The 14353-nt window shown below is 45.2% G+C and carries 28 protein-coding genes; all 28 read right to left on the bottom strand.

Going from position 1 to position 14353, the window contains the following annotated elements; all coding sequences use genetic code 11:
- Nucleotides 1–194: 194 nt before the first annotated feature.
- The 28 genes from rplQ to rpsJ all read right to left on the bottom strand — a co-directional run bounded on the left by rplQ (nucleotide 195) and on the right by rpsJ (nucleotide 13845).
- Entirely contained in the window at nucleotides 195–575 is a 381-nt protein-coding gene (gene rplQ / locus ACED46_RS19750) for a 50S ribosomal protein L17 (protein WP_004729812.1), read from the bottom strand.
- A 24-nt stretch (nucleotides 576–599) separates the two neighbouring features.
- Nucleotides 600–1592, bottom strand: coding sequence for a DNA-directed RNA polymerase subunit alpha (gene rpoA / locus ACED46_RS19745; protein WP_004729813.1), 993 nt, complete (start codon nucleotides 1590–1592; stop codon nucleotides 600–602).
- A gap of 22 nt (nucleotides 1593–1614) precedes the next feature.
- Nucleotides 1615–2235, bottom strand: a complete 621-nt coding sequence (rpsD, locus tag ACED46_RS19740; protein ID WP_004738777.1) for a 30S ribosomal protein S4 — start codon at nucleotides 2233–2235, stop codon at nucleotides 1615–1617.
- Between the two features lie 31 nt (nucleotides 2236–2266).
- The gene (gene rpsK, locus ACED46_RS19735) at nucleotides 2267–2656 is read right to left on the bottom strand and encodes a 30S ribosomal protein S11 (RefSeq protein ID WP_004738778.1); all 390 of its coding nucleotides are present in this window, start codon (nucleotides 2654–2656) and stop codon (nucleotides 2267–2269) included.
- 19 nt (nucleotides 2657–2675) lie between these two features.
- Nucleotides 2676–3032 (bottom strand): 30S ribosomal protein S13, encoded by a 357-nt coding sequence (gene rpsM / locus ACED46_RS19730; protein ID WP_004738779.1) that lies wholly within the window; start codon nucleotides 3030–3032, stop codon nucleotides 2676–2678.
- Between the two features lie 148 nt (nucleotides 3033–3180).
- Nucleotides 3181–3294 (bottom strand): 50S ribosomal protein L36, encoded by a 114-nt coding sequence (gene rpmJ, locus ACED46_RS19725; RefSeq protein ID WP_000868186.1) that lies wholly within the window; start codon nucleotides 3292–3294, stop codon nucleotides 3181–3183.
- 41 nt (nucleotides 3295–3335) lie between these two features.
- Nucleotides 3336–4670 carry a preprotein translocase subunit SecY gene (secY, locus tag ACED46_RS19720; RefSeq protein WP_004738781.1) on the bottom strand — a complete coding sequence of 445 codons (1335 nt, stop codon included), beginning with the start codon at nucleotides 4668–4670 and terminating at the stop codon, nucleotides 3336–3338.
- A 20-nt stretch (nucleotides 4671–4690) separates the two neighbouring features.
- On the bottom strand, nucleotides 4691–5125 hold the full coding sequence (gene rplO / locus ACED46_RS19715) for a 50S ribosomal protein L15 (RefSeq protein WP_004736758.1): 435 nt from the start codon (nucleotides 5123–5125) through the stop codon (nucleotides 4691–4693).
- A 5-nt stretch (nucleotides 5126–5130) separates the two neighbouring features.
- A complete protein-coding gene (gene rpmD / locus ACED46_RS19710; RefSeq protein WP_004736756.1) occupies nucleotides 5131–5307 on the bottom strand; it encodes a 50S ribosomal protein L30 in 177 nt (58 codons plus the stop codon).
- 7 nt (nucleotides 5308–5314) lie between these two features.
- Nucleotides 5315–5815, bottom strand: coding sequence for a 30S ribosomal protein S5 (rpsE, locus tag ACED46_RS19705; RefSeq protein WP_017061307.1), 501 nt, complete (start codon nucleotides 5813–5815; stop codon nucleotides 5315–5317).
- Between the two features lie 14 nt (nucleotides 5816–5829).
- The gene (gene rplR / locus ACED46_RS19700) at nucleotides 5830–6183 is read right to left on the bottom strand and encodes a 50S ribosomal protein L18 (protein ID WP_004738784.1); all 354 of its coding nucleotides are present in this window, start codon (nucleotides 6181–6183) and stop codon (nucleotides 5830–5832) included.
- 9 nt (nucleotides 6184–6192) lie between these two features.
- On the bottom strand, nucleotides 6193–6726 hold the full coding sequence (gene rplF, locus ACED46_RS19695; RefSeq protein ID WP_017063712.1) for a 50S ribosomal protein L6: 534 nt from the start codon (nucleotides 6724–6726) through the stop codon (nucleotides 6193–6195).
- A 10-nt stretch (nucleotides 6727–6736) separates the two neighbouring features.
- On the bottom strand, nucleotides 6737–7129 hold the full coding sequence (gene rpsH, locus ACED46_RS19690) for a 30S ribosomal protein S8 (protein WP_017061309.1): 393 nt from the start codon (nucleotides 7127–7129) through the stop codon (nucleotides 6737–6739).
- Nucleotides 7130–7158: 29 nt separating this feature from the next.
- Entirely contained in the window at nucleotides 7159–7464 is a 306-nt protein-coding gene (gene rpsN / locus ACED46_RS19685; RefSeq protein ID WP_004738789.1) for a 30S ribosomal protein S14, read from the bottom strand.
- Nucleotides 7465–7480: 16 nt separating this feature from the next.
- Entirely contained in the window at nucleotides 7481–8020 is a 540-nt protein-coding gene (gene rplE / locus ACED46_RS19680; protein ID WP_004738790.1) for a 50S ribosomal protein L5, read from the bottom strand.
- 24 nt (nucleotides 8021–8044) lie between these two features.
- Entirely contained in the window at nucleotides 8045–8362 is a 318-nt protein-coding gene (gene rplX, locus ACED46_RS19675; protein WP_004738792.1) for a 50S ribosomal protein L24, read from the bottom strand.
- 11 nt (nucleotides 8363–8373) lie between these two features.
- On the bottom strand, nucleotides 8374–8745 hold the full coding sequence (gene rplN, locus ACED46_RS19670) for a 50S ribosomal protein L14 (protein WP_004736740.1): 372 nt from the start codon (nucleotides 8743–8745) through the stop codon (nucleotides 8374–8376).
- Nucleotides 8746–8907: 162 nt separating this feature from the next.
- Complete coding sequence (rpsQ, locus tag ACED46_RS19665; protein WP_371722236.1) at nucleotides 8908–9162, bottom strand: 30S ribosomal protein S17; 255 nt, start codon at nucleotides 9160–9162, stop codon at nucleotides 8908–8910.
- The gene (gene rpmC, locus ACED46_RS19660; protein ID WP_004736737.1) at nucleotides 9162–9353 is read right to left on the bottom strand and encodes a 50S ribosomal protein L29; all 192 of its coding nucleotides are present in this window, start codon (nucleotides 9351–9353) and stop codon (nucleotides 9162–9164) included. Before rpmC ends, rpsQ begins: the two co-directional genes overlap by 1 nt.
- Nucleotides 9353–9763, bottom strand: a complete 411-nt coding sequence (gene rplP / locus ACED46_RS19655) for a 50S ribosomal protein L16 (protein WP_004736736.1) — start codon at nucleotides 9761–9763, stop codon at nucleotides 9353–9355. The genes rpmC and rplP overlap by 1 nt, the downstream gene beginning before the upstream one ends.
- Nucleotides 9764–9774: 11 nt before the next feature.
- The gene (rpsC, locus tag ACED46_RS19650; protein WP_004736734.1) at nucleotides 9775–10473 is read right to left on the bottom strand and encodes a 30S ribosomal protein S3; all 699 of its coding nucleotides are present in this window, start codon (nucleotides 10471–10473) and stop codon (nucleotides 9775–9777) included.
- Nucleotides 10474–10491: 18 nt separating this feature from the next.
- Complete coding sequence (gene rplV / locus ACED46_RS19645) at nucleotides 10492–10824, bottom strand: 50S ribosomal protein L22 (RefSeq protein WP_004736732.1); 333 nt, start codon at nucleotides 10822–10824, stop codon at nucleotides 10492–10494.
- A gap of 10 nt (nucleotides 10825–10834) precedes the next feature.
- Nucleotides 10835–11113: a 30S ribosomal protein S19 gene (gene rpsS, locus ACED46_RS19640; RefSeq protein ID WP_004736729.1), complete on the bottom strand. Its 279-nt coding sequence runs from the start codon at nucleotides 11111–11113 to the stop codon at nucleotides 10835–10837.
- Between the two features lie 19 nt (nucleotides 11114–11132).
- Complete coding sequence (rplB, locus tag ACED46_RS19635; RefSeq protein WP_010435149.1) at nucleotides 11133–11957, bottom strand: 50S ribosomal protein L2; 825 nt, start codon at nucleotides 11955–11957, stop codon at nucleotides 11133–11135.
- 14 nt (nucleotides 11958–11971) lie between these two features.
- Nucleotides 11972–12274, bottom strand: coding sequence for a 50S ribosomal protein L23 (gene rplW, locus ACED46_RS19630; protein ID WP_371722235.1), 303 nt, complete (start codon nucleotides 12272–12274; stop codon nucleotides 11972–11974).
- A complete protein-coding gene (gene rplD, locus ACED46_RS19625; RefSeq protein WP_004738803.1) occupies nucleotides 12271–12873 on the bottom strand; it encodes a 50S ribosomal protein L4 in 603 nt (200 codons plus the stop codon). Before rplD ends, rplW begins: the two co-directional genes overlap by 4 nt.
- Before the next feature lie 16 nt (nucleotides 12874–12889).
- Nucleotides 12890–13519, bottom strand: a complete 630-nt coding sequence (gene rplC, locus ACED46_RS19620; RefSeq protein ID WP_004736763.1) for a 50S ribosomal protein L3 — start codon at nucleotides 13517–13519, stop codon at nucleotides 12890–12892.
- Between the two features lie 14 nt (nucleotides 13520–13533).
- The gene (rpsJ, locus tag ACED46_RS19615; RefSeq protein ID WP_004736761.1) at nucleotides 13534–13845 is read right to left on the bottom strand and encodes a 30S ribosomal protein S10; all 312 of its coding nucleotides are present in this window, start codon (nucleotides 13843–13845) and stop codon (nucleotides 13534–13536) included.
- Nucleotides 13846–14353 lie beyond the last annotated feature (508 nt).

Here is a 14353-nt window from a genome sequence, read left to right as displayed (position 1 = left end):
ACGAGATACGAGATACGAGATACGAGATACGAGATACGAGATACGAGATACGAGACATTTTTGAAAATTGGAGCAGATAAGACAAGCAAAAAGTGCCAAACATCATGGTGCAATTTCTATTATCTTTTCCTTGTTCTACAGACACAAAAAAGCCGAGCTAATGCTCGGCTTTTGTATTAAGAATCTAGTATAGATTACTCAGCAGCTTCTTCAGCAGCTGGGCGGTCTACAAGCTCAATGTAAGCCATTGGAGCTTTATCACCAGTACGGAAACCACATTTAAGAATGCGAGTGTAACCACCTTGGCGAGCCGCGAAACGCGGGCCTAGTTCATTAAATAGTTTTGCCACAACTTCGTTATCACGAGTGCGAGCAAATGCAAGACGACGGTTAGCAACACTGTCTGTCTTAGCTAGGGTAATCAATGGCTCAATTACGCGACGTAGTTCTTTTGCTTTAGGCACGGTAGTTTTAATAACTTCGTGACGAACAAGAGAGCTAGCCATGTTGCTGAACATCGCTTTGCGATGACTGCTGTTGCGGTTGAGTTGACGACCACTTTTACGATGGCGCATGACCTAATCCTTCTAACTTTTCGATTAATCTTCAGCGATTGACGCTGGTGGCCAGTTTTCTAGACGCATGCCTAGAGAAAGACCACGTGAAGCAAGCACATCTTTAATCTCTGTAAGAGATTTCTTACCAAGGTTTGGCGTTTTAAGTAGCTCAACCTCAGTGCGCTGTACAAGATCACCGATGTAGTGAATCGCTTCTGCTTTCAAACAGTTAGCAGAGCGAACTGTTAGTTCAAGATCGTCTACAGGACGTAGTAGGATAGGATCGAATTCTGGCTTCTCTTCCTTCTCCTCAGGTACACGTACATCACGAAGATCTACGAACGCATCCAATTGTTCAGCTAAAATAGTAGCTGCACGACGGATTGCTTCCTCAGGTTCTAGAGTACCGTTCGTTTCCATATCGATAACAAGCTTGTCTAAATCAGTACGTTGTTCTACACGTGCCGCTTCTACAGCGTAAGCGATTTTATCAACCGGGCTGTAAGTAGCGTCAACTAGTAGACGACCGATAGGACGCTCATCTTCTTCAGTATGGATACGAGCTGAAGCTGGAACGTAACCACGACCACGTTCTACTTTGATACGCATAGCGATCTCAGCGTTGTCATCCGTTAGGTGACAAATTACGTGCTCAGGGTTAGCGATCTCTACATCACCATCGTGGGTGATGTCACCTGCAACAACAGGGCCTGAGCCTGATTTGTTCAGTGTAATAAACACTTCATCTTTGCCTTCAGCAACGCGTACAGCCAAACCTTTAAGGTTTAGAAGGATTTCCAGGATATCTTCCTGAACGCCTTCTTTAGTGCTGTATTCGTGTAGCACACCTTCAATTTCAACTTCTGTTACGGCACAACCCGGCATAGAAGATAGAAGAATGCGGCGAAGAGCATTACCTAGAGTGTGGCCGAAACCGCGCTCTAATGGCTCAAGAGTTACTTTCGCGTGTGTCGTATTGATCTGTTCAATGTCAACAAGACGCGGCTTAAGAAATTCTGTTACAGAACCCTGCATTGTGTCCTCTCTTTTTTTAACCTTACTTAGAGTAAAGTTCGACGATCAAGTGTTCATTGATGTCAGCTGATAGGTCAGAACGCTCAGGCATACGCTTGAATGTACCTTCCATTTTGCCAGCATCTACTTCAATCCAAGTTGGCTTTTCACGTTGTTCAGCAACTTCTAGAGCCGCTTTAATACGAGATTGCTGTTTAGCTTTCTCGCGGATAGAAACAACGTCGTTTGCCGCTACTTTGAAAGAAGGAACGTTTACAACTTTACCGTTAACTAGAATAGACTTGTGGCTAACTAGTTGACGAGATTCAGCACGAGTGGCGCCAAAGCCCATACGGTAAACTACGTTATCAAGACGACCTTCAAGAAGCTGAAGCAGGTTTGCACCTGTGTTGCCTTTAAGACGTGCAGCTTCTTTGTAGTAGTTGCGGAATTGTTTTTCTAGAACGCCGTAGATACGACGAACTTTTTGCTTCTCACGAAGCTGAACGCCATACTCAGATAGACGACCGCGACGAGCGCCGTGTACACCTGGTGCGTTATCAATTTTACACTTGGTATCGATCGCACGGACACCAGACTTAAGGAATAAGTCAGTACCTTCGCGACGGCTAAGCTTAAGCTTAGGACCCAAATATCTTGCCATGATCTTTCTCCAATATTCCTAGAAACGAAACTTAAACGCGACGTTTCTTAGGTGGACGACAACCGTTATGAGGGATTGGTGTCGCATCAACAATGTTAGTGATACGGAAACCAGCAGCGTTCAGTGCACGAACAGTAGATTCGCGACCTGGACCTGGACCCTTAACCATAACTTCCAAGTTCTTTAGGCCATATTCTTTAGCCATTTCACCACAACGCTCAGCTGCAACTTGTGCTGCGAACGGAGTAGATTTACGAGAACCACGGAAACCTGAACCACCTGCTGTAGCCCATGCAAGAGCGTTGCCTTGACGGTCAGTGATAGTTACGATTGTGTTGTTGAAAGAAGCATGAATGTGCGCTACGCCATCAGCTACTTGCTTGCGTACGCGCTTACGCGCGCGAGTTGGTTGTTTTGCCATTGTACTCTACCTTATCCGACTATTTCTTGATCGGCTTGCGCGGACCCTTACGGGTGCGAGCGTTGGTTTTAGTACGCTGTCCACGTAGTGGTAGACTGCGACGATGACGAAGACCGCGGTAACAGCCAAGGTCCATAAGACGCTTGATGTTCATCGATACTTCACGACGTAGATCACCTTCTACAGTGTACTTAGCTACACCATCACGCAGTTGATCGATCTGCTCTTCAGTTAGTTCACTGATCTTAGCATCTTCAGCAATACCCACTTCAGCTAGAATAGCTTGAGAGCGAGTTTTACCGATACCGTAGATTGCAGTAAGTGCAATTACAGAATGCTTATGATCAGGAATGTTAATGCCGGCTATACGGGCCATTATTCACTCCTAAGGGGTTCATAAAAGAATTATCCGCAGCAAAGCCCGTTATGGATACGCTGCGGCATACTACTTCTTTTGCACGCAAAAGGTAGGCCGAGGAATATACTCGACTCTACCTTGTATTTCAAGTAAAAATTTCTGCTAATTAGCCTTGGCGTTGCTTATGCTTTGGCTCACTGCAAATCACGCGAACGACACCGTTACGCTTGATAACTTTACAGTTACGGCAGATTTTTTTAACGGAAGCACGAACTTTCATTGCTAAACTCCGTAAATGGAATCGAAATTGTTACCACCGAATTAACGGCCGTAACCCTTCAGATTCGCTTTCTTTAACACAGAATCATACTGTTGTGACATCAGATGAGTCTGTACCTGTGCCATGAAATCCATGATAACTACCACTACGATTAGTAGTGATGTGCCGCCAAAGTAGAAACGAACGTTCCACGCGACCATCATGAACTCAGGAATCAGACATATAAAAGTAATGTATAGAGCGCCCGCAAGGGTTAGTCTAGTCATCACTTTATCGATATATTTCGCTGTCTGCTCACCTGGGCGGATACCGGGTACGAATGCACCAGACTTCTTCAAGTTATCAGCTGTTTCACGTGGGTTAAACACCAACGCTGTATAGAAGAAACAGAAGAAGATTATAGCTGCTGCATAAAGCATTACATACAAAGGTTGACCTGGGCTAAGAGCTAATGACACGTCAGTTAACCAACCGAACGCGCTGCTTTCACCATTTTGACCAAACCACTGCGCTAATGTTCCTGGGAACAAAATAATACTTGATGCGAAAATCGCTGGAATAACACCTGCCATATTAATCTTAAGAGGCAAGTGAGAGCTTTGTGCTGCAAAAACTTTACGACCTTGTTGACGTTTCGCATAGTTAACGACGATACGACGTTGACCACGTTCCATGAAAACTACGAAGTAAATAACAGCAAAAGACAATACAGCAATCAACAGCAGAAGAAGCACATGCAATTCACCTTGACGCGCTTGCTCGATTGTTTGACCGATTGCAGAAGGCAATCCAGCAACAATACCTGCAAAAATCAGAATGGAAATACCATTACCGATTCCTCGCTCAGTGATTTGTTCACCTAACCACATTAAGAACATGGTACCAGTTACTAAACTCACGGTAGCAATAAGCGTAAACATGGTTTGGTTGATAACAACCAGATTGTCGACCATGTTTGGTAAGCCTGTTGCGATACCAATAGCTTGGAATGTTGCAAGTACAAGCGTGCCGTAGCGTGTATATTGGCTTATCTTACGACGGCCTGCTTCACCCTCTTTCTTGAGTTCCGCTAACGCTGGATGAACTACAGTTAGCAATTGGACTACGATCGATGCCGAAATGTACGGCATGATACCCAATGCTAATATAGATGCACGCTCAAGAGCACCACCGGAGAACATGTTAAACATTTCTACGATGGTACCTTTTTGCTGATCGAACAAATCGGCAAGTACAGCTGCGTCAATACCAGGGATCGGCACAAAAGAGCCGGCTCGGAATACTAAAAGTGCACCAATTACGAATAATAAGCGCGACTTTAGTTCACTTAAGCCGCTCTGAGCACTACGAAAATCTTGTCCTGGTTTCTTAGCCATCTGTACCTCGTTCCTCGAGATTATTCCTCGATTTTACCGCCTGCAGCTTCGATTGCAGCTTTAGCGCCTTTAGTCACGCGTAGACCTTTAACAGTCACAGCTTTGCTTAGGTCACCAGAAAGAACGATCTTAACAAACTCGATGTTCTTAGTGATAACGTTAGCAGCTTTAAGGCTGTTAAGATCAACTACGTCACCTGTTACTTTCGCTAGCTCAGCTAGACGAACTTCAGCAGACACTAGGCTTTTACGAGAAGTGAAACCGAATTTAGGTAGACGTTGTTTTAGAGGCATTTGACCGCCTTCAAAACCTGGACGAACAGAGCCGCCAGAACGTGACTTTTGACCTTTGTGACCGCGGCCACCTGTTTTACCAAGGCCAGAACCGATACCACGACCTACACGCTTCTTAGAAGGTTTAGAGCCAGCAGCCGGTGATAGAGTATTCAAACGCATTCTGATTACTCCTCAATCTTAACCATGTAGTAAACCTTGTTGATCATACCGCGTACGCACGGTGTATCTTCAAGTTCTACTGTATGGTTGATGCGACGAAGACCTAGACCTTTAAGACACGCTTTGTGCTTAGGTAGGCGACCAATTGAGCTTTTAGTTTGAGTTACTTTAATAGTTGCCATCGTGTGCTTACTCCGAAATAGATTCAACAGTTAGACCACGTTTAGCAGCAACCATTTCTGGTGACTTAACGTCTACTAGAGCACCAATCGTTGCACGAACGATGTTGATCGGGTTCGTTGAACCGTATGCTTTAGAAAGTACGTTATGTACGCCCGCAACTTCAAGTACAGCACGCATTGCACCGCCGGCAATAACACCTGTACCTTCTGCAGCTGGCTGCATGTAAACTTTAGAGCCCGAATGACGACCTTTCACCGGGTGGTGAAGAGTGCCTTCGTTAAGCGATACTGTAACCATGTTACGGCGCGCTTTTTCCATTGCTTTTTGAATCGCAGCAGGTACTTCACGAGCTTTGCCGTAACCGAAACCTACGCGACCGTTACCGTCACCAACTACTGTTAGTGCAGTAAAGCTCATGATTCGACCACCTTTAACCGTCTTAGATACACGGTTAACTGCGATCAGCTTTTCTTGCAAATCATTAGCTTGTTGTTGTTCTTTAGCCATCTTCCAACCCTACCTTAGAATTTCAGACCAGCTTCGCGAGCAGATTCTGCTAGCGCCGCTACTCGACCGTGGTATTGGAAACCAGAACGATCAAATGCAACTGAAGCTACGCCTTTTTCAAGAGCGCGCTCAGCAACAGCTTTACCAACTGCTTTAGCTGCATCAACGTTACCAGTGTTCTTAACTTGCTCACGGATCGCTTTTTCTACAGTAGAAGCAGCTGCGATAACCTCAGAGCCGTTTGCCGCGATAACTTGTGCGTAAACATGGCGAGGAGTACGGTGTACTACCAGGCGAGTTGCACCAAGTTCTGCAATCTTACGACGTGCACGTGTAGCACGACGGATGCGAGATGCTTTCTTATCCATAGTGATACCTTACTTCTTCTTAGCTTCTTTAGTACGCACATTTTCATCTGCGTAACGAACACCTTTGCCTTTGTAAGGCTCAGGAGCACGGTAAGAACGAATGTCAGCCGCAACTTGACCTACTACTTGCTTATCGCAACCAGTAATGATGATCTCAGTTTGGCTAGGGCACTCAGCTTTAATACCTTCAGGTAGAGCGTGCTCTACTGGGTGAGAAAAACCAAGAGTTAGAGCTACAGAGTTGCCTTTCATAGCAGCACGGTAACCAACACCCTTAAGAGTTAGCTTCTTAGTGAAGCCCTCAGTAACACCCACAACCATGTTATTAACTAGAGCGCGAGCTGTACCAGCTTGTGCCCATGCGTTAGTAACACCTTCTTTCGGACCGAAAGTTAGGTTGGTTTCTTCCTGTGCAATAACTACGGCGCTGTTAAGAACGCGAGTAAGCTCACCTTTGCTACCTTTTACAGTAACTTCTTGGCCGTTTAGTTTCACCTCTACGCCAGCTGGAATAGCGACAGGTGCTTTAGCAACACGAGACATAATCTACTCCTTAAGCTACGTAACAGATGATTTCACCGCCAAGACCTGCTTTACGAGCAGCACGGTCAGACATCAGACCCTTGGAAGTAGAAACAACTGCAATACCAAGACCACCCATCACTGTAGGTAAAGAGTCTTTATTTTTATAAACTCTTAGACCAGGACGTGATACACGCTTGATTTGCTCGATTACAGGTTTAGCTTGGAAGTACTTAAGAGTAACTTCTAGCTCAGGTTTTGCTTCGCTGTTAACAGCGAAGTCTACGATGTAACCTTCAGCTTTAAGTAATGCAGCAATTGCAACTTTAAGCTTTGAAGAAGGCATTTTTACAGCAACTTTGTTTGCTGCCTGACCGTTACGAACTCGGGTCAGCATATCCGAAATCGGATCTTGCATGCTCATAAGATTTACTCCAAATGATTAAGTGGCAATTACCAGCTAGCCTTACGAAGACCCGGAATCTCGCCTTTCATGCAAGCTTCACGAACCTTAATGCGGCTTAGACCGAATTTACGTAGGTAACCGTGTGGACGACCAGTTTGGTTGCAACGGTTGCGCTGACGTGATGCACTTGAATCACGTGGAAGAGATTGCAGTTTAAGAACCGCATTCCAACGATCTTCTTCAGATGCGTTTACATCGCTAATGATAACTTTTAGCGCAGAACGCTTTTCAGCGAACTTAGCTACTAGTTTTGCACGTTTAGCTTCACGTGCTTTCATTGATTGTTTAGCCATAACAGTAACCCTACCCTTACTTACGGAATGGGAAGTTAAAGGCAGCCAGCAGAGCTCGGCCTTCCTCATCGGAACCCGCAGAAGTCGTGATAGTGATATCAAGACCGCGGACACGATCGACTTTATCGTAGTCGATTTCCGGAAAGATGATTTGCTCGCGAACGCCCATGCTGTAGTTACCGCGACCGTCAAAAGACTTAGCGCTAACACCACGGAAATCACGTACACGTGGAAGTGCGATAGAGATTAAACGCTCTAAAAATTCCCACATGCGCTCACCACGCAAGGTTACTTTACAACCAATTGGGTAGCCTTCACGAATTTTGAAACCAGCTACAGATTTACGCGCTTTAGTGATAAGTGGCTTTTGACCAGAGATCGTTGCCATATCAGCTGCTGCGTTTTCTAGCAGTTTCTTATCGTTGATTGCTTCACCAACGCCCATATTTAGGGTGATTTTCTCAATCCTAGGGACTTGCATGACGCTTGTGTAGCTGAACTCTTTGGTAAGCTCAGCGACTACAGACGACTTGTAGTAATCATGCAGTTTCGCCATAGTAGAACTCCAAATTACTTCTAATTAGTTAGAAACAGTTTCGCCGTTAGATTTGAAGAAACGAACTTTCTTGCCATCTTCGATACGGAAACCGATACGGTCTGCTTTACCAGTAGCCGCGTTAAAAACAGCAACGTTAGAAGCATCAATAGCTGCTTCTTGTTCAACGATGCCACCTTGTTGACCTAGAGCCGGAACCGGCTTTTGGTGTTTCTTAACAAGGTTGATGCCTTCAACGATAACTTTACCAGTTGTCAGAACCTTAGTTACTTTACCTTTCTTGCCTTTATCTTTACCAGCAAGAATGATTACTTCGTCATTACGACGGATTTTAGCTGCCATATTGCCGCTCCTTACAGAACTTCAGGTGCTAGTGATACAATCTTCATGAATTTCGCGTTACGAAGTTCACGAGTCACAGGACCAAAGATACGTGTGCCGACTGGTTGCTCAGTAGTGTCATTTAACAATACACAAGCATTACTGTCGAAGCGAATGACAGAACCGTCTGGGCGACGAACGCCTTTACGGGTGCGCACTACTACCGCCTTCAGAACATCACCTTTCTTTACTTTACCGCGAGGAATCGCTTCCTTCACTGTAACCTTGATGACGTCACCGATATGTGCATAACGGCGGTGAGAGCCACCCAGAACCTTAATACACATTACCTTGCGCGCGCCAGAGTTATCTGCTGCGTCAAGTGTACTTTGCATCTGGATCATTGTTAGTGCTCCGCTAAATATTAAAACTAGACCCTCTCGGGTCGGGCTGCCTCTTTAAAAGGGACGCGAATTGTACCACCCTTTTTTTAAATTGGGTAGACAAAAAACAAGCGGCTCCAAAAAATTATTTGGAGCCGCTTATAAGTTATAGAATTACAAAGATTAAATCTTCGCTTTTTCTAGAACTTTAACCAATATCCAAGACTTAGTCTTAGACAGAGGACGACACTCAGCGATTTCAACTTTGTCGCCTAGGCCACAAGTGTTGTCTTCGTCGTGTGCGTGTACTTTAGTCGTGCGTTTGATGAACTTACCGTAAATTGGGTGTTTTACAGTGCGCTCAATAGCAACAACGATAGACTTGTCCATCTTGTCACTTACTACACGGCCTTGCTGGATGCGGTTAGTTTCGCTCATTATGCGCCTGCCTTTTCAGTCAAAACAGTTTTCACACGTGCGATGTCACGGCGTACAGCTTTTAGAGTATGAGTTTGCTGTAGTTGACCAGTTGCAGCTTGCATGCGCAAGTTGAACTGTTCACGTAGCAAATTCAATAGCTCAGCGTTAAGCTCTTCAACGTTCTTTTCGCGTAGATCTTGTGCTTTCATCACATCACCTGCTTAGTTACAAAAGTAGTTTTAACAGGCAGTTTACGTGCCGCTAGGCGGAACGCTTCACGTGCCAACTCTTCAGGTACGCCATTCATCTCGTACATAACTTTGCCTGGTTGGATTTGAGCAACCCAGTACGCAACTGAACCTTTACCTTTACCTTGACGAACTTCAAGAGGCTTTTCAGTAATCGGCTTGTCTGGGAATACACGGATCCAGATTTGACCTTGACGCTTAATGTGACGTGTCATAGCACGACGTGCCGCTTCGATTTGACGTGCAGTCAGACGACCACGGCCAACAGCTTTAAGACCGAATTCGCCGAAGCTTACTTCAGTACCTTTAGCTAGACCACGGTTACGACCAGTCATAACCTTGCGGAACTTAGTACGTTTTGGTTGTAGCATCGTTCGACTCCTTACTTACGGCCTTTACGCTGCTTCTTAGGCTTATCGCCTTTTGGCTCTACTGCGTTAGCAGCTGGCATACCGCCTAGAATCTCACCTTTGAAGATCCAAACTTTAATGCCGATCACACCGTATTGAGTGTGAGCCGAAGAAGTTGCGTAATCAATGTCTGCACGTAGAGTGTGTAGAGGCACACGGCCTTCACGGTACCACTCAGAACGTGCGATTTCAGCACCGCCAAGACGGCCGCCTACTTGTACTTTGATGCCTTTAGCGCCTAGACGCATAGCATTTTGTACCGCACGCTTCATTGCACGACGGAACATAACACGACGCTCTAGTTGAGACGCGATGCTATCAGCTACAAGCTGACCATCTAGCTCAGGCTTACGTACTTCAGCGATGTTAATTTGCGCTGGTACACCTGCGATTTTAGCTACAGCTGCGCGTAGCTTCTCTACGTCTTCACCTTTCTTACCGATAACAACGCCAGGACGAGCAGTGTGAATAGTCACACGGATGCTCTTAGCTGGACGCTCGATAACGATACGAGATAATGATGCTTTTTGTAGTTCCTTTGTAAGGAACTGACGTACCTTGAAGTCGCCGTCTAGGTTGTCAGCGAATTCGTTGGTATTAGCAAACCATGTAGCATTCCAAGGCTTAACGATGCCAAGACGAATACCATTAGGATGTACTTTCTGACCCATTGCTTACTCTCCTAGTCTTTAGCGATCTGCTACAACAATAGTGATGTGGCTTGAACGCTTCAAGATACGATCCGCACGACCTTTAGCACGAGGCATAATACGCTTCATGATAGGGCCCTCATCTACGAAGATTTTAGCGACATTTAGATCGTCGATATCTGCACCTTCGTTATGTTCCGCGTTAGCGATAGCTGACTCAAGAACCTTCTTAACTAATACAGCAGCTTTTTTGTTGCTGAAAGTTAGAATTTCTAGAGCTTGGTCTACCGACTTACCGCGAATTTGGTCTGCAACTAAGCGAGCTTTCTGTGGAGAAATACGAGCAAAGTTATGTTTAGCTAAAGCTTCCATCATCTACTCCTTATTTCTTCTTAGCTTTCTTATCTGCAGCATGACCGCGATAAGTACGAGTTGGTGCAAATTCGCCCAGTTTGTGACCGATCATTTCTTCGGTAACGAAAACTGGAACGTGCTGACGACCATTATGGACAGCGATGGTCAAACCAATCATTGTTGGGATGATCATTGAGCGACGGGACCAAGTCTTAATAGGCTTTTTGTCTCCGCTTTCCACCGCTTTCTCTACCTTCTTCAGCAAGTGTAGGTCAATAAAAGGACCTTTCTTGAGAGAACGTGGCATGGCGATTCCTCTTTATAAATTATTTAGTGCGACGACGTACGATGTACTTGTCAGTGCGCTTGTTCTTACGAGTCTTGAAGCCCTTAGTAGGAACGCCCCAAGGAGAAACTGGGTGACGACCACCAGATGTGCGGCCTTCACCACCACCATGTGGGTGATCCACCGGGTTCATTACTACACCACGTACGGTTGGACGTACGCCGCGCCAGCGTGAAGCACCAGCTTTACCAAGTTCACGTAGCATATGCTCAGAGTTACCAACTTCACCGATCGTTGCACGACCTTCAGAAAGAACTTTGCGCATCTCACCAGAACGTAGACGGATAGTTACGTATGCACCATCGCGAGCGATGATTTGAGCATAAGCACCAGCCGAACGAGCTAGTTGAGCACCTTTACCAGGCTTAAGTTCAACACAGTGTACAGTAGAACCTACTGGGATGTTGCGCATCGGCAGAGTGTTACCTGCTTTGATTGCAGCATCTACGCCAGATTGAATCTGGTCGCCTGCGTTAACACCTTTAGGTGCAATGATGTAACGACGCTCACCGTCTGCGTACAGAACTAGAGCGATGTTAGCACTACGGTTTGGATCGTATTCTAGACGCTCAACTTTCGCTGGGATGCCATCTTTAGTACGTTTGAAGTCAATTACACGGTAATGGTGCTTATGACCACCACCGATGTGACGTACTGTAATACGACCGTTGTTGTTACGACCACCGTTCTTAGAGTTTTTCTCTAGAAGTGGTGCGTATGGCTTACCCTTGTGTAGGTCAGCGTTAACAACTTTAACGACGTGACGACGACCAGGGGAAGTCGGCTTACATTTAACAATAGCCATTTTTACTACTCCTGTTATTCCGCGCCGCCAACGAAGTCAAGATCTTGACCTTCTTTCAAAGTAACGTAGGCTTTCTTAACGTCTGAACGACGGCCTTCACGCATACCTTGACGTTTGGTCTTACCCTTTAATACAAGAGTATTTACAGACTTAACTTCAACTTCAAATAGCTTTTCTACAGCTGCTTTGATCTCTTTCTTAGTTGCATCTTTAGCTACTTTGAAAACGATAGTGTTCGCTTTCTCAGCTACCATAGTTGCTTTTTCAGAGATGTGCGGAGCACGTAGAACTTTTAAGATACGCTCTTCAGTGATCATGCTAGCATCTCCTCAACTTGCTTAACTGCGTCAGCAGTCATTAGAACCTTGTCGAAAGCGATTAGTGATACTGGATCAACACCAGCAACATCACGTGCATCTACTTTGTATAGGTTACGAGCAGCTAAGAATAGATTTTCATCTACTTCGCCAGTCACAATCAGAACGTCGCTTAGCTCAAGCTCTTTAAGCTTAGCTACAAGTTCTTTTGTTTTTGGTGCTTCTACAGAGAAGTTATCAACAACGATTAAACGCTCTTGACGAACTAGCTCAGAAAGAATGCTCTTCATAGCACCGCGGTACATTTTTTTGTTTACTTTTTGGCTGTGATCTTGTGGTTTCGCAGCAAAAGTAACACCACCTGTACGCCAGATTGGGCTACGAATTGTACCAGCACGTGCGCGGCCAGTACCTTTTTGACGCCATGGCTTAGCGCCACCGCCAGATACTTCAGAACGAGTCTTTTGAGCACGAGTACCTTGACGAGCACCTGCTGCATATGCAACAACCACTTGGTGTACAAGAGCTTCGTTGAAGTCACGTCCGAAAGTAGTCTCGGAAACAGTTAGTGCATCAGCACCTTTAACCATCAATTCCATTACTTACTCCTAGACGTTATGCTTTAACAGCAGGTTTTACGATCACGTTTCCGCCTGTTGAGCCCGGTACTGCACCTTTAATAAGGAGTAGATTGCGCTCAGCGTCAACACGTACGATCTCTAGGTTTTGAGTCGTTACACGCTCAGCACCCATGTGACCTGCCATTTTCTTGCCTTTAAACACGCGGCCTGGAGTTTGACATTGGCCAATTGAACCCGGTGCGCGGTGAGACAAAGAGTTACCGTGAGTCATATCTTGAGTAGAGAAGTTCCAACGCTTGATAGCGCCTTGGAAGCCTTTACCTTTAGATGTACCAGTAACGTCTACTTTTTTAATTTCGTTGAAAAGTTCTACGTTTAGCTCAGCGCCAACTTCAAACTCTTCGCCGTTTTCTAAACGGAATTCCCAAAGACCGCGACCTGCTTCTACACCCGCTTTCGCGAAGTGACCAGCTTCAGGTTTAGTTACACGGTTAGCTTTCTTAGCACCAGTAGTTACTTGGATTGCTGCGTAGCCGTCTGTCTCAAGAGTTTTAACTTGAGAAATACGGTTCGCTTCAACCTCAACAACAGTTACTGGGATAGAAACGCCTTCTTCAGTAAATACGCGGGTCATACCCACTTTACGTCCGACTAGACCAATCATTATTCTTATCTCCCTTAACCTAGGCTGATTTGAACATCAACGCCAGCTGCAAGATCAAGACGCATTAGAGCATCAACAGTTTTATCTGTTGGCTCAACGATGTCGATCAAACGCTTGTGAGTACGGATTTCGTACTGATCACGTGCATCTTTGTTGACGTGTGGAGAGGTAAGAACAGTGAAACGCTCTTTACGAGTAGGAAGTGGAATAGGACCACGAACCTGTGCGCCAGTACGTTTTGCTGTTTCAACGATTTCCGCAGTTGAAGCATCGATTAGCTTGTAATCAAACGCTTTAAGGCGGATACGAATACGTTGGTTCTGCATGAGACAGAGCTCCAATTATTAAAAATTACACAAACAATATCGCCACTCAAACCCGATAAAACGAGAGAATGCCGATTGATTTATGTGAAACCGTAGCACCCAAAATTAGGACGCATTGTCAGTTAACTTTTGAAGTAAACAAGAAGTTTACTATTTTTATTAACCGCGAACATAAGCTGAGTATACATTACTAGGTAAGACCTACTCCTCAGTGCTCATTGGTTCACAACCAGCGTTAGCCAGTGCGATGCATTATACAGATCACACTTTAGTATGCAAGTAGTGTTGGAAAAATAATCGCAATTTATTGGAAGTTGGTTTTGTATCGAGAGGGAAGAAGATAGATGGAAGGTAATATTTCTTTTGAGAAAACAAAAGGGAAGCCGAAGCTCCCCTTTTCAGATGCGTGCTCTTCTAATGAAGAGAGTGCAAAAATCTAAATGCTATTAAGCGAAGATTTTAGCTACAACACCAGCACCAACTGTACGGCCACCTTCGCGGATTGCGA

It is taken from the genome of Vibrio sp. 1S139, from assembly GCF_041439475.1.
In the GTDB taxonomy this organism is placed as follows: Bacteria; Pseudomonadota; Gammaproteobacteria; order Enterobacterales; family Vibrionaceae; genus Vibrio; species Vibrio crassostreae_C.
Note: the sequence above shows the minus strand (reverse complement) of the source record. Positions and strands in the feature narration are given on the sequence as shown.

What these genes read in the sequence shown, in the direction of transcription:
- rplN (WP_004736740.1), bottom strand. Translation starts at nt 8,745, where the DNA reads ATGATCCAGATGCAAAGTACACTTGACGCAGCAGATAACTCTGGCGCG.
- rplE (WP_004738790.1), bottom strand. Translation starts at nt 8,020, where the DNA reads ATGGCGAAACTGCATGATTACTACAAGTCGTCTGTAGTCGCTGAGCTT.
- rpsS (WP_004736729.1), bottom strand. Translation starts at nt 11,113, where the DNA reads ATGCCACGTTCTCTCAAGAAAGGTCCTTTTATTGACCTACACTTGCTG.
- rplD (WP_004738803.1), bottom strand. Translation starts at nt 12,873, where the DNA reads ATGGAATTGATGGTTAAAGGTGCTGATGCACTAACTGTTTCCGAGACT.
- rplC (WP_004736763.1), bottom strand. Translation starts at nt 13,519, where the DNA reads ATGATTGGTCTAGTCGGACGTAAAGTGGGTATGACCCGCGTATTTACT.
- rpsQ (WP_371722236.1), bottom strand. Translation starts at nt 9,162, where the DNA reads ATGAGCGAAACTAACCGCATCCAGCAAGGCCGTGTAGTAAGTGACAAG.
- rpmC (WP_004736737.1), bottom strand. Translation starts at nt 9,353, where the DNA reads ATGAAAGCACAAGATCTACGCGAAAAGAACGTTGAAGAGCTTAACGCT.
- rplR (WP_004738784.1), bottom strand. Translation starts at nt 6,183, where the DNA reads ATGGATAAGAAAGCATCTCGCATCCGTCGTGCTACACGTGCACGTCGT.
- rplB (WP_010435149.1), bottom strand. Translation starts at nt 11,957, where the DNA reads ATGGCTATTGTTAAATGTAAGCCGACTTCCCCTGGTCGTCGTCACGTC.
- rpsN (WP_004738789.1), bottom strand. Translation starts at nt 7,464, where the DNA reads ATGGCTAAACAATCAATGAAAGCACGTGAAGCTAAACGTGCAAAACTA.
- rplW (WP_371722235.1), bottom strand. Translation starts at nt 12,274, where the DNA reads ATGATCACTGAAGAGCGTATCTTAAAAGTTCTACGTGCTCCGCACATC.
- rplO (WP_004736758.1), bottom strand. Translation starts at nt 5,125, where the DNA reads ATGCGTTTGAATACTCTATCACCGGCTGCTGGCTCTAAACCTTCTAAG.
- rpmD (WP_004736756.1), bottom strand. Translation starts at nt 5,307, where the DNA reads ATGGCAACTATTAAAGTAACTCAAACTAAAAGCTCAATTGGTCGCCTA.
- rplX (WP_004738792.1), bottom strand. Translation starts at nt 8,362, where the DNA reads ATGGCAGCTAAAATCCGTCGTAATGACGAAGTAATCATTCTTGCTGGT.
- rpsC (WP_004736734.1), bottom strand. Translation starts at nt 10,473, where the DNA reads ATGGGTCAGAAAGTACATCCTAATGGTATTCGTCTTGGCATCGTTAAG.
- rpsD (WP_004738777.1), bottom strand. Translation starts at nt 2,235, where the DNA reads ATGGCAAGATATTTGGGTCCTAAGCTTAAGCTTAGCCGTCGCGAAGGT.
- rplQ (WP_004729812.1), bottom strand. Translation starts at nt 575, where the DNA reads ATGCGCCATCGTAAAAGTGGTCGTCAACTCAACCGCAACAGCAGTCAT.
- rpoA (WP_004729813.1), bottom strand. Translation starts at nt 1,592, where the DNA reads ATGCAGGGTTCTGTAACAGAATTTCTTAAGCCGCGTCTTGTTGACATT.
- rpsM (WP_004738779.1), bottom strand. Translation starts at nt 3,032, where the DNA reads ATGGCCCGTATAGCCGGCATTAACATTCCTGATCATAAGCATTCTGTA.
- rpsE (WP_017061307.1), bottom strand. Translation starts at nt 5,815, where the DNA reads ATGGCTAAAGAACAACAACAAGCTAATGATTTGCAAGAAAAGCTGATC.
- rpmJ (WP_000868186.1), bottom strand. Translation starts at nt 3,294, where the DNA reads ATGAAAGTTCGTGCTTCCGTTAAAAAAATCTGCCGTAACTGTAAAGTT.
- rpsJ (WP_004736761.1), bottom strand. Translation starts at nt 13,845, where the DNA reads ATGCAGAACCAACGTATTCGTATCCGCCTTAAAGCGTTTGATTACAAG.
- rplV (WP_004736732.1), bottom strand. Translation starts at nt 10,824, where the DNA reads ATGGAAGCTTTAGCTAAACATAACTTTGCTCGTATTTCTCCACAGAAA.
- rplP (WP_004736736.1), bottom strand. Translation starts at nt 9,763, where the DNA reads ATGCTACAACCAAAACGTACTAAGTTCCGCAAGGTTATGACTGGTCGT.
- rpsK (WP_004738778.1), bottom strand. Translation starts at nt 2,656, where the DNA reads ATGGCAAAACAACCAACTCGCGCGCGTAAGCGCGTACGCAAGCAAGTA.
- rplF (WP_017063712.1), bottom strand. Translation starts at nt 6,726, where the DNA reads ATGTCTCGTGTTGCTAAAGCACCTGTCGCTATTCCAGCTGGCGTAGAG.
- rpsH (WP_017061309.1), bottom strand. Translation starts at nt 7,129, where the DNA reads ATGAGCATGCAAGATCCGATTTCGGATATGCTGACCCGAGTTCGTAAC.
- secY (WP_004738781.1), bottom strand. Translation starts at nt 4,670, where the DNA reads ATGGCTAAGAAACCAGGACAAGATTTTCGTAGTGCTCAGAGCGGCTTA.